Below are 15917 nucleotides of genomic sequence, written 5' to 3' on the forward strand. Positions count from 1 at the left end.
ACGATCCGGGCTTTCTGCTCTACTTTAACGTTAAAGGGGATGAATGAAGTGGGTAAGTCGATGAGAAAATGGCGCTTGTGTTTCCTTGCTTTCGTTATTTTTGCGGTGCAGCTAACGTATGCGCCTCCGGTATCCAACGTGGTCGAAGCGGCCGACAATGGCCTCGGACTGAAGCCATACATGGGTTGGAGCAGCTTCAGCATGCAGGTGTACAGCGGGAATAACAGCATTATCTCCGCCGCTCAGATCAAAGCGCAATCCGATGCGATGCATACGCTCCTGCAGCCATACGGCTACGAGTACATCAACATTGACGCTGGCTGGAACGGAAGCATGGACGGATACGGACGTCCGATTCCAAGCACGACGCATTATCCGAACGGCTTCCAGGAAGTGATCGACTACGTTCATTCGAACGATCAGAAGATCGGCATTTACGGCATTCCGGGTTTGTCGCCGCAAGCTTACGAGGACGATCTGCCCATCTACGGCGCACCTGGCTGTTCGATGCAGGATATCGCCGCTCAGCCGCTGTCGCAGGCGGATTACTGGAACCTGGGCTACAAGATCGATTTCTCTAACCCTTGCTCCCAAAGCTACATTAACTCCATTGCGGATTTGTATGCCGAATGGGGCATCGACTTTCTCAAGTTTGACAGCGTGACGCCGGGATCGGGCATCTCCGACCTGTCGCTGGACGCGCGCGACGACGTGGCTGCTTGGTCGGCTGCGCTAGCGCCGCACGGCATATGGCTGGAGCTGTCGTGGGCACTGGACATCAACTACATAGACACCTGGAAGCAGTATGCCAACGGCTGGCGCGTTGACTGGGATATCGAATGCTACTGCGGCACGGCAGGGCTTACGAGCTGGAGCAGCATCGCAAGACTGTTCCCGAAAGCAGAGCAATGGTGGCCGCACGGCAAGCCGGGCGGCTGGAACGACTTCGATTCGCTCAACGTAGGCAACGGAGCGATGGACGGCATTACGCAAGACGAGCGCAAGACGGCCATGACGCTGTGGGCGATGTCCGCCGCGCCGCTCTATATCGGCAACGATATGACGAATCTGGACAGCTACGGCCTTGAGCTGCTTACGAACGAGGAGGTCATCGCGGTCAACCAGAACGGCCGTCCGACTCGTCCGCTATCGACCGAGACCGATCAGCAGGTCTGGTATGCCAATAACGGAGACGGCAGCTTTACGGTCGCGTTATTCAATTTGGACGACGCGGCCGCAACGGTTGAGGTCGACTGGAGCGACATCGGGCTATCGGGTCCGGCATCCGTCCGCGATCTGTGGAGCAAGTCGGAGCTTGGAAGTTTCAACGACGGCTTCAGCTCGGCGAATTTGGCCGCCCATGGCTCCCGTTTGCTTAAAGTGACGCCGCAAGGCGGGACGGTTAGCGCGAATGACGATGATCATGGCTTCTCCTTCGACGGAGATTGGAGCACGAACGGAGGATATGAGGAAACGGGGGGCAAGCAAAATCTGCTCGTATCCGTTACCGATTCCCGCGTACAGAACAGTCTCATCGAGCCAAGCTCGGCGAAGTTCAATAAGAAGCCTGCCGCTAGGGCCGACATTCCGATTTCGTTAACGCTTAACGGCAATACGTTAAGCAGCGTTTCGAACGGGGGCGCGGCTCTGTCGAACGGGACCGATTACACAGTGTCCGGCTCGACCTTAACGATCAAGAAGGAATATGCCGCCGGACTTCCCCTAGGGGAGACGAAGCTGATCGTTGGATTCAGCGCCGGGGTGGCGCAGACGCTGTCGATAGAGGTCAGCGATACGACGGAAGGCGTCATCGTGAACTTGAACGACGATGATTCGGCAGTTGCCTACACGGGCGCGTGGCATCGCAGCTGGAACCGCGGATTAGGAGATTACGGCGACGACGTCCATTTCACGGAGGCGAACGGCGATTATTTCGAATACGAGTTCACCGGCACGGGCATCGAGCTGATCACGGAGAAGCACGACTCGCAGGGCGAGATCGATATTTACGTGGACGGGGTTTTCCAAGAAACCGTCGACACGTACGATGCGAACCGGCTTGCACAGCAAACCGTCTTTGCCGTTAACGGCTTGACGGACGGCGTTCATACGTTGAAAGCGGTGAAAAAGTCCGGTATTTTCATGCTGCTCGATAAGCTGAAGGTGATCAAGCCGGATCTGATTCTGCCTTCCGAAGGCAGCTTTAACAAGAAGACCTCGCTGCAAAGAGACGTCACGGTCGAGCTGACGCCAGGCGGTCCGGCTCTCGCAGGCATCGCGAACGGCGGAACGGCGCTCGCATCGGGAACGGACTACACCGTATCGGGCAGCGAGGTGACGATTAAGAAAGAATACCTGGCCGCGGAGCCGGAGGGCACGACAAGGCTTGTCTTCTCCTTCGCCGGAAGCGAAACGGCGATGCTTACGATTACGGTCGCGGATACGACGAGCCAGATTATCTCGCTTAACGATAATGATTCGGCCATTTCGTACAGTGGCGCATGGGGGTATAGCTGGAGCCGCGGGCTTGGCGATTACAACGATGACGTTCATTATACGGAGGCGAACGGCGATTATTTCGAATATGAATTTACCGGTTCCAGTATTGAATACGTCACGGAAAAAGACTCCTCGCAAGGGGAAGTAGACATCTATTTGGATGGCGTATTCCAGGAGACGGTCGATACTTACCATTCGAGCCGACTTGCAAGGCAAGCCGTTTATTCGGCCTCCGATCTGCCGGAAGGCGCGCATACGCTGAAAGCGGTGAAGAAATCGGGCAGTTACATGCTGCTCGACGAATTGAAGGTGACTTCGGCGTCGCAGGTGCTGCAAAGCTCGATCAGCCCTACGACGGTAAGCTTCGACCAGCAAGTATCGGAACAGGACGAACCGACCATCACGCTTAGTCTGAACGGCAATTTGCTTACCGAAGTCGCGAATGGCACGAGCGTGTTGACCGAAGGGTCGGATTACGCGGTATCCGGCAATCAATTGACACTCAAGCGGGGCTACTTGGCGGGGCTGGATATCGGCATGGCGAATTTGACGCTTTCCTTTACCGAAGGGTCACCGCAAGATCTGGCCGTCGCGGTACGCGATACGTCTAGAGGCCGGTTCGTCCCGGTGAACGACGCGGACGCAGGCATTGCGTATTCGGGGGCATGGCAGCACAGCAGAAATCGGGCATTCGGCGATTATAAGGACGATGTCCACTTCGCCGAAACGAACGGCGCGTTCTTCGAATATACATTCCACGGCACGGGCATCGAGTTGTTGACCGAAATGGATACGTCGCAAGGAGACGTCGACATTTACGTGGACGGCCAGTTCCAACGGACGGTAAGCGCGTATCGCGGCAGCAGGGTTGCGCAGGAGCCGCTGTACGTCATCGCGGACTTGCCGGACGGCGTCCACACGCTCAAGGCGGTGAAGCAATCCGGTTCGTATATGCTCCTCGATCAATTGCGGGTGCAGAAGGCGTCGAGATTAACGCCGGATAAGGGCATTTTCGATAAAAATCCTCCGGAGAAGGAAGACGTTGTCGTCACGCTGGCAGTCGATGCAAGCAATTTGATCGGCATTTCGAACGGTGCGTACAATTTGAAACCGAATAAGGATTACAAGCTGTCTGGAAATCAATTGACCGTGAAGAAGCAATACTTGGCATCGTTGCCTGCAGGTACGACAGCACTAACGCTTGCCTTCAAATCCGATTACAGGCAGGACGTGCAATACACGGAAACGAACGGCGATTTCTTTGAGTATTCCTTTATCGGTGAAGGCGTGTCGCTGATCGGACCGAAAGGGCCGCAGCAGGGCAATATCGACATCTATGTGGACGGCGCCTTCGTTCAGACGGTCAGCGCTTATCATGCCAGCCGTTTGACGGGCAAGACCATCTTCGACATCAACGGCTTGGCGGACGTACCGCATACGATCAAAGGGATTAAGGCATCCGGAGACGTGATGCTGGTGGATCAGATCAAATATAAGGTTGACTAAGCAACCAATGGAAGATGGGCCGGGTTCTCTCAGGACTTGAAGAGAGCCCGGCCCTTTACTTTATTCCAACTAGGGCAGCATAGGGGAGATTCCGATGACATTGAACAGGAAAGTAATCGCCGATAAACATGCGATCTCGTTCGAGGGGCCGGCGCAGGACTTTTTCGAAGGAGCGCTGCTCGGCAACGGCGGCATGGGGGCGGTCGTAACGACCAGGCCGGATGCGATCGTCATTCACTTCGGACACAATAACGTGTGGGATATTCGGATTGCCGAAGATCACCAGGATGAGATTGGGCGATTCGAGGAGCTGTTCGCCCGAATCAAGGAAATCCCGGCACATTACGCTTCCTTAACCGACGATCCATGGTATCGGGAATATGTCGCAATGGCGGGGGACAATTACGATAAGCCGTATCCGCGGCCGATGCCCTGCGGTTCTCTTCTGCTTGGCTTCGATAGAAGAACGACGGAGGTTCTCGGCCATCGATTGTCTCTTAATACAGGATTATGCGAGGTCGAACTTAAGGTTGAGGAGCAAAGCGCCCGGCTGATTCTGTTCGTCGACCAGGAGGAAGACCGGTTATGGGTGTCGCTTAGGAGCAAGGATGGAGGAGCGCCCGAGACGCTTCCGAACGTGTTTAACCGAGTGAAATTGATCCCGGATCCTTATACGCCGATTGAGCTCCCGTTATACGAACCAATGTCAGGCGCCCAACTTAGCGGTTTAACTTTCCGGCAGAAGCTGCCGGCTTCACTCACGGAGAGTCGAGAGAATGCAAGCAAAGCACGGGCGTTTCGGTTGTCGGCTCGCCTCTCTTCCGCCGTCGCCGTTCGAGAAAGCGGCAATCTGCTGGAGCTGGCGGCAGGGAAGGGCTATTCGTTCACACTGTGCGCCGCGCTCGAGGAGGGGGCGGACGATGCGGTCAGCCGCAAGCCATCCCAAGCCCTTGCAGCGATCGAAGATCCTGACGAATCCGCATTCGAAGCGGCTTTGGCCAGATCCAAGCAGGTATGGGAGCGTTATTGGTCGCGGTCTGGCGTGGAGTTGGAGGATGATCTGCTGGAGCGGGTATGGTACAGAAACCTTTATTTCTTCCAATGCTCCGTCAAGCCGGAAGCGGCTTGTCCGGGCTTATTCGCCAATTGGAGCTACGGTAAGATCGGAGCGGAGTGGCATGGCGATTATCATATGAACTACAACACGCAGCAGCCGTTCTGGGTTGCGTTCTCGAGCAATCATGCCGACAAACACTTGGCGTATGCCAATATGGTGGATCATGTGCTGCCGGTCAGCCGCAAGTGGGCGAAGGATTACTATGGGCTGCGAGGCGCATACTTCCCGCATTCAGCCTACCCGGTAGAGATGAGCATGATGCCTTATCCCGTGCCGCACTGGGGCTGGGAGGTATGCGAAACGCCATGGACGGTTCAGAGCTTGTGGTGGCATTACTTGTACACGATGGATAAGGCATTCCTAGCCGATCGGGCTTTCGTGCCGATGAAAGAAGCGGCACGCTTCATGGCGGATTATATGATGCGGCCAGGCAGCAGTGGTGACGATTGGGGCGACGATCGGTACCACATTTTCCCGACTGTCGTGCCCGAGCTGTACGAATTGACGCCGGGCTTCAAGCGCAACCGCGACTGCATGGTCGATCTGACGCTGACGAAGTTTCTGTTCCGCGCCTTCGCGGAGGCTTGCGCCGCTCTGGATAGAACGGAGGCAGAAAAGCAGCTGCTTGCGGATATTAGCAACCTGTTGGCGCGGTTTCCTGAGTATCCGACGGCGGAATCGCAGCGGGGTACCGTGTTCGTTTCCGTGGAGGGGGAAGACCCTGAAGTGGTCTATAACGTACCGAATGGCATAACGACGGTATTTCCAGGCGAGGAGCATGGCTTGCACTCGCCGCCGGACACATTCCAAATCGCGGTGAACTCTTATCGCAATCACCGAAACGAAGGCGGTAATGAGCTCGTGTTTCTTAATCTGGCGGGAGCTCGGCTAGGCCAGCTCGATCTGGAGCGCTTCAAGCGGCAAATCGTTTATTGTACGCTGCCGAACGGCACCTGCACCGATAAGCTGCTGGAATCGGGAGGACGATATTCCGATACGACGCCGTTCGATTACATGGGGCGCATGGGCATATGGTTCGAGAATTTTGCATTGCCCGCCGTCATTAACGAGTGTTTGCTGCAAAGCTATAACGGCACGCTCCGCTTGTTTCCGAATTGGCCGGACGATAAAAGAGCCGAGTTCGCTACGCTGCGGGCGGTAGGGGGATTTTTGGTCAGCGCCTTCAAGGAAGCTGAAAAAGTCGCGTGGATCGAGGTGACGAGCGAAGCGGGCTCGCCGCTGCGGATGTATAACTGCTGGGAAGGCGTCGTAAGCTGCAAGCGGGCAAGCGGAGAACTGCTGCTAGAAGGAGAGATATTGGAGCTCGATACGGTCGCAGGCGAAACTTTGCGGTTCACATATGGGGAAAGCAATAGGAATCGATAAGGAAGTGGTGCGCTTGCGGTTTTTAAATAAGGTTGTGCTCATCACGGGGGGCGCTTCGGGAATCGGCGAGGTCAGCGCCAGCCTGTTCGCGAGCGAAGGGGCAAACGTCGTCATTGCCGACCGGAACGAGGAAGAAGCTAGCCGTCTCGCTGTAGAGCTAACCGTGAAATATCCCGCGACAAACGGACTCCCTAGGGCGGTTGCAATACGAACCGACGTATCGCAAGAGGCGGACGTGACCAGCTTGCTTGAGCAAGTACGGCAACTATACGGCCGTATGGACGTGCTGTACAATAACGCATCGATTATTATGCCGAAGCAGATCGAGGACATCGAGAGCCAGGATTTCGACCGGTTAATCGCTGTGAATCTGAAGGGTGTTTATTTGATGATTAAGCATTCATTGCCGCTGCTGCGTGCATCGAAGGGAACGATTGTGAACATGGCTTCGCTGAACGGATTGACGGGCCAGCGAAATAATCCGATCTATGCCGCTTCGAAAGGAGGCATCATCGCCATGACGAAGTCGCTTGCGCTCGACCTTGCGCCTGACGGCATACGGGTCAACGCCATATGTCCGGCGGGCGTCTCAACGCCGTTATTGGATGCGTGGACAGCGCAGCAGGAAGATCCGGCGGCAACGGTTCAGTTGTTGAACGATATGCATCCGCTAGGCAGGCCGGCTGCGGCTGCGGAAGTGGCGCAAGCGGTTATGTTTCTTGCTTCCGAGCAGGCCTCTTTCATTACAGGCGTCGCGCTGCCGGTAGAGGGCGGCGCTTCACTAGGCTATTAATCGATTAAGGGAGCGTATGATATGAAAATAACAAAGGTAGAAACGTTCATCCTGCATGTTCCGATCGATCCGCCGATCACGGACGCGATTAATGCAGCTACGCATTGGGGGTTGTCGGGCGTACGTATTTTCACCGACGAAGGATTTGTCGGTTATGGTTACACAGGGACGTGCGCCCATGGCGATTCTATGATTGTGGATACGATCGACCGTTACTATGCGCCGGAGTTGATCGGCAAAGATCCGTTCATGGTCAAAGAAATATGGGATACGCTTCGATACGGCAAGATGCATTGGATCGGACGCGCCGGCATCACCCATATGGCGCTTGCCGCCGTTGATATCGCGTTGTGGGATATTATGGCGAAAGCGTCCAATAAACCGCTGTGGCAATATCTCGGCGGGCATAAGAGCAAAGGGATCAAAGCGTATAATACGAACGGCGGCTGGCTGAATTGGTCGAAGGACCGCTTGCTGAAGGATGTTACGGATATTGTGGAGCAGGGCTTTACGGGAGTGAAAATCAAGGTAGGCAAGCCTGATCCGCATGAGGATTACGATCGCGTGAAGGCAGTTCGCGGGGCAATTGGCGACCAAATCAACTTCATGATCGACGTGAACCAGCAGTGGAATATCAATACGGCGATGACGTGGGGAAAAAGACTGGAGGAGTTCCATTTATTTTGGCTGGAGGAGCCGCTTAATCCTGACGACATTGCCGGCCATAAGAAGCTTGCCGATGCTTTGAACGTTCCGATTGCGCTGGGCGAGCATGTCTACTCGAAATATGCGTTCCGCGATTATATCCATCAAGGGGCGGTAGAGTATTGCCAGGTGGATGTAACTCGGGTGGCAGGCATAACCGAATGGCTTCAAGTTGCCGGGCTTGCTGCTTCCTATGATGTGCCGATCTGTCCGCATGTAGGCGATATGGGCCAAATTCATCAGCATTTGGTGGCGGCTACGCAAGGGGCGATCATGCTCGAGTATATTCCGTGGATCCGGACGATCTTTGTGGAGCCGGCTACGGTCAAGGACGGCCATTACATTTTGCCGGAAATGCCGGGTGCATCGACGGAAATCATCCCCCGATATTTTGACCAATTCCGGATCAGGTAGACGCAATATGGGAGGGGGAGGAACGATGAAGCTTCAAAATAAGGTTGCGCTGGTGACGGGAGCAGGCTCTGGAATCGGACAAACGACGGCCGAACGGTTCGCTATGGAGGGCGCTTTCGTTATTGTTAACGATGTTTCCGAGCGCAGCGGATTAGAAACGGTTGAACGCATACGAGAGTCGGGAGGGAAAGCGCTGTTCCTGCTTGCCGACGTGACGGATGCGGCAGCGGTACAGGCGATGGTGGGCGAAGCGATCAAGGCGTGCTCGCGAATCGATATCTTGTTCAACAACGCGGGCATAAGCGGAGTCGGAGCGATTCATGAAATCGAGCCTGAGGCATGGGATCGCGTGATGAGCGTCAATGTTCGCGGCGTGTTCCTGCCCTCTAAGTATGTGGTTCCCCATATGATGGTGCGGAGAGCAGGTACGATCATCAATATGTCTTCATGCGTTGCGGAGATTGGTTTGGCCCGAAGAGCTTCCTACTCCGCTTCGAAAGGTGCGGTGCTTGCCTTAACAAAGTCGATGCAAGTTGACTATGCAAAGTATAATATAAGAGTTAACGCCTTATTGCCGGGAACGATTATGACACCTTTCGTCGAGGCTTACCTGGAGCGTTCCTATGACGATCCGGAAGCAGCGATTGCGGCGATTCAGAAGCGGCAGCTTAGCGGACAATTGGGCAAGCCCGAAGACGTGGCCAACGCAGCGCTGTTTCTCGCTTCGGAGGAGTCATCGTTCATGATGGGCTCACCACTGTACATTGACGGTGGAGTTGTATTTGGCAAAGATGCTTAATACCAGAAAGGGAAGGGGCAAACAACCAAAATGAAGGTCGTGGCGATTAATCAAGAGGGGCAATACAGACTTGGAGTCAAGCGAAGTGATGGTATTATCGATATTTTATCCGCGCTCGAGCGCATGCCCGATTCCGAAGTTCCGACGTCAATCATGGACGTTATAGCCGGAGGCGAGAAGGCTGTGGAAAGCTTAAACGGCTATGTGGAGCGTTTGCTCCTATCGCCAGGTCACGGGCGTGACTTGCTGATTCGCGAAGAGGAAGTCCAATTCGGCCCCTGCGTGCCGGCTCCGAACAAAATCATTTGCGTGGGGCTTAATTACAGGCAGCATGCAATTGAAACGAATGCGGCCATTCCGGAATTTCCGATTCTGTTCAATAAGTTCAATAATACATTGACGGGTCATCTTCAAGACGTCGTATTGCCGGAACGGGTGACGAGCCAAGTCGATTATGAGGCGGAACTCGTTATCGTCATCGGCCGTACAGCCAAAAACGTCAGCAAGGAGCAAGCGCTTGACCACGTATTCGGCTACTGCTGTGCAAATGATTTGTCCGCTCGCGAGCTGCAGATGAGAACCTCGCAGTGGCTGCTCGGCAAGAGCTGCGACGGTTTCAGCCCGCTTGGACCTTATTTGGTTACGAAGGATGAGATCGCCGATCCGAACGCGTTGGTTATCAAATGTTTCGTGAACGGGGACGAGCGCCAGCATTCGAATACATCGGATATGATTTTCCATTGCGATGAGGTCGTCAGCTATATTTCCCGGCATATGACGCTTGTACCTGGCGATATCATATTAACGGGAACACCGGAAGGCGTCGTGCTCGGTTATCCGGTCGACAAGCGCGTATATTTGAAGCCCGGCGACATCGTAACGATTGAGATCGAAGGCTTGGGCCAATTAACGAATCGTATGGTAAGCGAGGCATAATGGCGGCAATACCCCCTACCGAGGTTGTAGGGGGTATTTGCCTATGACTTCATACATGGGCGACGTGTTCAGATGAGTGCGCATAAGCACAAAATGGTCAACTAACCATCGTTGCGATGAGTGAAAGCTAGAGAAAGCCGTCACATCCAAGCTGCCCTCGCCGGCAAACGTTCTCGCCAGCGTAATATGCGGCTTGTAAGGGCGCTCCTCCGGAACAAATCCAAGCGGACTCGTTTTCTTCACGACCTCACCGTGCAGAGCGGTCAAGTGTACAAGGTCGCCGTCAATGGCTGCCCATAAAACTCTTGGCGCTGCAGTAGGTCCGAATGTACCGACGTCGGTGAGGTGTAATCCAAAGGTGGGATAGTGAATGTCGGCTAACGCGATGTTGAGAGCCTCAAGCTTATCCGCCGGCATCTCCCCGAGAAACTGAAGCGTTATATGGTAATCGTCCGGATGCGCCCATTTGCGAAATGGAAGACTTTCTTTATTTTGCTGAGCCCACAGCTTCAACTGATCCTTTATAGGAACTGGCAAAGGCAGTGCTATAAATAAACGGATATTTTCCGATTGAGGCTTTCTCAATTTCAATTCCCCCTCCGATCATAGGTTACGAAAATAGTGTAGCCTAACTTCCCAGAGCACAAACAACCACTTCGAATGAAGTGGTTGTTTGTTTCTTTGCTCTACGAACCTAGCTGGTGGTAAAATAAACTTGTTGTTCATTAAAGGTTAAGAGAGGATGTTGCGCCAGATGACACGACCCAATGAAGGAATAAAAGCGATTCAATTAACGATGGATGCCAATGGTACGCCGTTTGTGGTTTATCCGACTCTGCTATGGGATGATCAGGATGTCATTCTCGTAGATACGGGTCTGCCCGGTCAGTTAGAGCTTATCCGCGAGCTATTGGAGCAGCAGTCCGTTCCGTTCAACAAATTAACTAAAATCATCATTACGCATCAAGATCGCGACCATATCGGCAGCTTGTCTGATCTTGTGCAAGCTTCAGCGGGCGCTGTTCAAGTGCTGGCTCATGAAGCAGCCGTACCTTACTTGGCTGGGGAGATTCCGCTTATTAAAAGCAAAATCATCGTTTCATCGCCCGTGAAAGTGGACGTGATGCTTCAAGATGGCGATATTCTTCCTTATGCCGGCGGCATTCAAGTCATACACACGCCCGGCCATACGCCGGATCATATATCGCTCTACCATATCCCTAGCAAAACCTTAATAGCAGGGGATGCCTTAACGTCCCGAGACGGCGTTCTCCAGTCTTTCGATCTGAAGTTCACGCTCGATCATCAGCTGGCAACGAAGTCCGTAGCTAAGTTTCAAGAACTAGCGATCGATTCGGTCATCACGTATCATGGCGGCGTGTGCATAGACCATATCGCCGATAGGCTGCGGGAAATCGTAGAAGCTGGGCAATAAACGATGTAATCCTAGACTAAACATTCACTTTTGCGCAAAAGACAGTCCTCTTGCTTGGAGAGATTCATTCAGTATTCGAATTCCTTTAGGCCCTACGCCATGCAGCTTGAGGATGTCTGCCTCCGTTACTTTAGTAAACTGCTCAAGCTTAAAATAACCAGCCTGTGTGAGCGCGCGAGTAGCAGGGTTGCTGATCTTAGGTAAATCGATTTCTTGTGCATTTTTGTCTAATGACGTCATCGTATCTCTCCTTATATAGAGCTACTCATGCTGCATCTCTATTACTTTGGAGCCGCTGCGCATGAACAGCTTGAATTCTCTAGGCGAGCAGCCGTTATGCCGCTTGAACAGCTTGTAGAATTGGGCCATGTTGGTGATGCCGACCTCGCAGCTCACATCCATAATATTAAGATCGCTTGTCAGCAGAAGCAACTCGGCTTTCTTGATTCGTTTGTAATTGACGTATTCAACAAAGGAAAGCCCCATCGTTTTTTTGAAATATTTGATGAAATAATGATAGCTCAGATTCAGCAAAGCGCATACTTCCTCAACGCTGATTTTCTCATCGAGATGCGTGTCAATATAGTCAAGAACCGGCCTGAAGCGGACTAAGTCCGTTTCCTCCGTATCCTTTAATACGCCTCGGCTATCGTTTCTTAACATGAGCAGTAAGAGGCGCTTGATGGCAGCGCTTACGGCAATTTCATAACCTCTCGTGCGCCGCTGCGATTCATGGAATATATCCATGATGAAGTTATGCGCTTCCTGTTTGACGGCGTTGTTGCTATTGAAGATGTAGTTCAGATTATCCAGCGGTTCCGTATGCTCCGAGAAGCAGGATAAATACGGCATCGTGCTTTGGTCAAAATGTTTGCCAAGATCGATCTGGAACACGATATAGTGCTGGTCGTCAGCAAAAGGCTTGTGGGTTCGATGAGGCTGTGAGGCTCCGAGCACCAAAACGTCACCTGGTTCAAGGACAACGTAATTGTGTTTGCTTTGGACGCCTAAGCTGCCTTTCAATATCGCAAGAAACTCGACTTCTTTATGATTATGCCACGGTTGATTCTCAATAGGGCCGTATTGGCTTGCATTCGCGCTGATTTCCCATATTTTTAGAAACAGCAGCGGGTTTTGATAGACGACCTCTTCGTTGATCGCTTCGGCATAGGTGTCCATGTACGTTTTGATAGATGACATGTCAGTAACCTCCTGTCTCTTGAAGTATAACACTTTTGAATACAAAAGAGGCATGATTAAGCATTCCCATGACGGATCACGTTTTCTATACTGGGAGTAACAATAACATTAACAAGAAGGAGAGTTCTTCTACATGGTTAAAGTAACGGTATGGAATGAAAATCGTCATGAGAAACAAAATCCGCTAGTCGGCGAAATATATCCTGAGGGCATACATGGCACAATCGCATCCTTTTTGAAGGAAGCTGGATATGAAGCTGGGACAGCTACTTTGGATGAGCCTGAGCACGGTTTAACGGATGAAGTATTGAACAATACGGACGTACTCATATGGTGGGGACATCTTGCGCATGATCAAGTACAGGACGAGATCGTACAGAAGGTCCGCCAGCGCGTACTGGACGGGATGGGGCTGATCGTCCTTCACTCGGGCCATTTCTCCAAAATCTTCAAAGTGCTGATGGGGACGAGCTGCGATTTGAAATGGCGCGAAGCCGATGAGAAGGAGCGCCTGTGGGTCGTGGCGCCAAGCCATCCGATCGCGGAAGGCATCGGTGAATATATCGAGCTCGAGAAGGAAGAAATGTACGGCGAGCACTTCGATATTCCTGCACCGGACGAGCTGATCTTCACTAGCTGGTTCGAAGGCGGCGAAATTTTCCGCAGCGGATGCACGTTCACCCGCGGCAACGGCAAAGTATTTTACTTCAGACCGGGCCACGAAACCTATCCGACTTATTACAACAAAGACGTTCAACGCGTCATTACGAACGCCGTGAAATGGGCTAAGCCTGTAGAGCGTCAGCGTCCTGTATATGGCAATGCGAAGCCGCTTGAGACCATTTCGCCTAAATAGAACAATGAGACGCCAGAACGTAGATACGTTCCTGGCGTCTTTTTTATGTATAATTCTTGTAGGTACAGTATGGTTTCACTATTTTGAAAGGAGCTAGCTTGTTATGCTGCCGCAAGTAGTTGAATCAATCATGAATAAGCTATGTAATGGTTTCGGTGAAGACCATTCGATTATTGAATCCGTTTATCTATACGGTTCGGTTGCATTAGGGGACTTTATTGAAGGCTCCAGCGATATCGATTTCATTGCCATTTTACGCGAACCTCCAAAAGTGTCCGATATCGAATCCATCTCCGCAGCTCATAAAGCGGTTGAAATCGAATTTCCGCAGACCGACATTATGGGGGCATACCTGCTTGCGAGCGATCTAGGAAAACCACACGCTGATAGTGCTCCTTTATTAACCTACTATAATAAACAAGTGCATTCAAACGGTTATGGTTCCGATATCAATCCAATTACGTGGTGGGTTCTCAAAAATCATGGCATTAAGATGTATGGTTCGGACCAATCCTTTCATTATGATATAGCGACAGAAAATTTGGTCAGATACGTAATTGATAATTTAAATACGTATTGGATTAGCTGGATCGATCGATTAGACGATATTTCGATTACGCAGTTGGATGAGGCCGTTGAATGGTGTACGCTTGGCATGCTTCGGCAGCTCTATACATTGAAAGAGCATCGTATAAAAAGCAAGGTTGAAGCGGGTTATTATGGAATAACAGTTATTCCGCAACAGTGGCATGGGCTGCTACACGAAGCCATCAACATAAAGCGCGGTATTCCCGATCGTTATTATCATTCGAATGAACAGCGCTTGGCCGACCTTGCGGCATTGCTTCGTTATATTCATCTAGAAGCGAATCGTGTCTTTGAAGATTGGAATGATTTGTCGCATGAATGAAAAATGTATAAATTTTGCTGTCGATGGGGATCTACTATACGTACATGGATGACTAAAACCTACTAGTCTATTAAGGAGTCGCGTATGGCAGTTGACAGGAGCAAGGCATCATTATTTCTTAAATCGAACGGACCGTATAGCGGTCTGTTTTTTATTGCCGGGTATGATGAAACGAATCAAAGCTTTATGGCAGCGCTGCAAGAGAACACGAATATTGTTGAAGTTGGATCATTCAGTTACGGACTTCGTCCAGAGGAGAAACAAACGCTTATTCAGACGATTATGGCGAACCGGATCGACGCGGGGAATAGCGGTGTGATTCGGATAAAGCCAAGCATTTGCGTTGAGCTGCAGTTTGAGTCGATGCTGAACGATCGGTTGACGCTGCCGATCTTCCGCGAATTTCGCCTATCCGCCGACTGGACCGAATGCACATGGAACAAGCTCATTATTGATAACGCTGCCGTTCATGGCGAAGTGAAGCTAACCAATCCTGCCAAGTGGTTATGGCCTGATGCTCGCATCGACAAAGAAGAGTATGTCGCTTATTTGGTTCGGATTTCTCCTTTGATGCTGCCTTTCTTGCGCAATCGGACACTAACGACGATTCGGTATCCTCATGGGGTGCCTGGGGAATCTTTTTATCAGAAAAATCGTCCGGATTACGCCCCAGACTTTGTCCGAAGCCATGTCGAAGGTGACATCGATTATATCGTATGCGATGATCTCGCAACGCTGTTGTGGCTGGGCAATCAAGCTGCGATCGAATTCCACATTCCCTTTCATACGATCGGAACGGAGCATCCCATCGATATTGTGTTCGATCTGGACCCGCCCAGCAAGGATAAGCTATCGCTTGCCGTGAAAGCGGCCTTAGAGATGAAAGCGGTATTCGATGGTTTCGGTATCGTAAGCTACCCTAAATTAACGGGTGGCAAAGGGATGCAGATCCATATCCCGCTTGGCCCACGTTCTGGTCTAACTTATGAGGATACAAGAGTGTTTACGCAGTTTGTTGCGCAGTATGTTACGGAGAAGCACGCGACAGACTTCACGACGGAACGGTTAAAGAAAAACCGCGGAAATCGGCTTTATGTCGATTATGTCCAGCATGCCCCAGGGAAGACGATGGTATGTCCATACTCCCCGAGAGGCAGCATCCAAGCAACGGTGGCAGCGCCAATGTATTGGGATGAGGTGAATGGGCGGCTTAACGCGGAGGCATTCACGCTACGCACCGTGCTGGACAGACTAACGGATAAGGCATGTCCGATGCTTGATTTCTGGAAGCAGGACAATTCTAGTGTGCTGACACAGCTCATTAGGCGGCTAAAAGAAACCGGAGGCTCATAAAAGACCGC

At 51.9% G+C, this 15917-nt stretch carries 13 protein-coding genes; 10 read left to right on the top strand and 3 right to left on the bottom strand.

All coding sequences use genetic code 11. The features are described from left to right. Window positions 1-48: 48 nt before the first annotated feature. The 6 genes from AC1DF0_RS07425 (at window position 49) to AC1DF0_RS07450 (ending at window position 10155) form a co-directional block, all read left to right on the top strand. The gene (locus tag AC1DF0_RS07425; protein ID WP_477573544.1) at window positions 49-4005 is read left to right on the top strand and encodes a X2-like carbohydrate binding domain-containing protein; all 3957 of its coding nucleotides are present in this window, start codon (window positions 49-51) and stop codon (window positions 4003-4005) included. A gap of 94 nt (window positions 4006-4099) precedes the next feature. Next, window positions 4100-6508 (top strand): glycosyl hydrolase family 95 catalytic domain-containing protein, encoded by a 2409-nt coding sequence (locus AC1DF0_RS07430; RefSeq protein WP_477573545.1) that lies wholly within the window; start codon window positions 4100-4102, stop codon window positions 6506-6508. 7 nt (window positions 6509-6515) lie between these two features. After that, window positions 6516-7301 carry an SDR family NAD(P)-dependent oxidoreductase gene (locus AC1DF0_RS07435; protein ID WP_477573717.1) on the top strand — a complete coding sequence of 262 codons (786 nt, stop codon included), beginning with the start codon at window positions 6516-6518 and terminating at the stop codon, window positions 7299-7301. 21 nt (window positions 7302-7322) lie between these two features. Beyond that, window positions 7323-8420, top strand: coding sequence for a mandelate racemase/muconate lactonizing enzyme family protein (locus AC1DF0_RS07440; protein ID WP_477573546.1), 1098 nt, complete (start codon window positions 7323-7325; stop codon window positions 8418-8420). Between the two features lie 25 nt (window positions 8421-8445). Continuing rightward, complete coding sequence (locus tag AC1DF0_RS07445; RefSeq protein WP_477573547.1) at window positions 8446-9219, top strand: SDR family NAD(P)-dependent oxidoreductase; 774 nt, start codon at window positions 8446-8448, stop codon at window positions 9217-9219. Window positions 9220-9249: 30 nt separating this feature from the next. Then, a complete protein-coding gene (locus AC1DF0_RS07450) occupies window positions 9250-10155 on the top strand; it encodes a fumarylacetoacetate hydrolase family protein (protein ID WP_477573548.1) in 906 nt (301 codons plus the stop codon). A 15-nt stretch (window positions 10156-10170) separates the two neighbouring features. Here the strand turns inward: AC1DF0_RS07450 and thpR are convergent, their stop codons facing one another. Next, window positions 10171-10740: an RNA 2',3'-cyclic phosphodiesterase gene (gene thpR, locus AC1DF0_RS07455; protein ID WP_477573549.1), complete on the bottom strand. Its 570-nt coding sequence runs from the start codon at window positions 10738-10740 to the stop codon at window positions 10171-10173. A 169-nt stretch (window positions 10741-10909) separates the two neighbouring features. On the opposite strand from thpR, the gene AC1DF0_RS07460 reads away from it, so the two are divergent. Further along, window positions 10910-11590 (top strand): MBL fold metallo-hydrolase, encoded by a 681-nt coding sequence (locus AC1DF0_RS07460; protein WP_477573550.1) that lies wholly within the window; start codon window positions 10910-10912, stop codon window positions 11588-11590. A 24-nt stretch (window positions 11591-11614) separates the two neighbouring features. Here AC1DF0_RS07460 and AC1DF0_RS07465 read toward each other — a convergent pair whose 3' ends face one another. After that, complete coding sequence (locus tag AC1DF0_RS07465) at window positions 11615-11830, bottom strand: helix-hairpin-helix domain-containing protein (protein WP_442052960.1); 216 nt, start codon at window positions 11828-11830, stop codon at window positions 11615-11617. Window positions 11831-11851: 21 nt separating this feature from the next. Then, a complete protein-coding gene (locus AC1DF0_RS07470) occupies window positions 11852-12790 on the bottom strand; it encodes a helix-turn-helix domain-containing protein (protein ID WP_442052959.1) in 939 nt (312 codons plus the stop codon). A gap of 133 nt (window positions 12791-12923) precedes the next feature. Here AC1DF0_RS07470 and AC1DF0_RS07475 point away from each other — a divergent pair, with 133 nt between their 5' ends. From AC1DF0_RS07475 to ligD, 3 genes are all read left to right on the top strand, one after another. Further along, the gene (locus AC1DF0_RS07475; RefSeq protein ID WP_477573551.1) at window positions 12924-13646 is read left to right on the top strand and encodes a ThuA domain-containing protein; all 723 of its coding nucleotides are present in this window, start codon (window positions 12924-12926) and stop codon (window positions 13644-13646) included. Window positions 13647-13749: 103 nt separating this feature from the next. After that, the gene (locus AC1DF0_RS07480; RefSeq protein ID WP_477573552.1) at window positions 13750-14556 is read left to right on the top strand and encodes an aminoglycoside adenylyltransferase domain-containing protein; all 807 of its coding nucleotides are present in this window, start codon (window positions 13750-13752) and stop codon (window positions 14554-14556) included. An 84-nt stretch (window positions 14557-14640) separates the two neighbouring features. Continuing rightward, the gene (gene ligD, locus AC1DF0_RS07485) at window positions 14641-15909 is read left to right on the top strand and encodes a DNA ligase D (protein WP_442049939.1); all 1269 of its coding nucleotides are present in this window, start codon (window positions 14641-14643) and stop codon (window positions 15907-15909) included. Window positions 15910-15917 lie beyond the last annotated feature (8 nt).

This window comes from Paenibacillus sp. 05T425 (assembly GCF_056396205.1).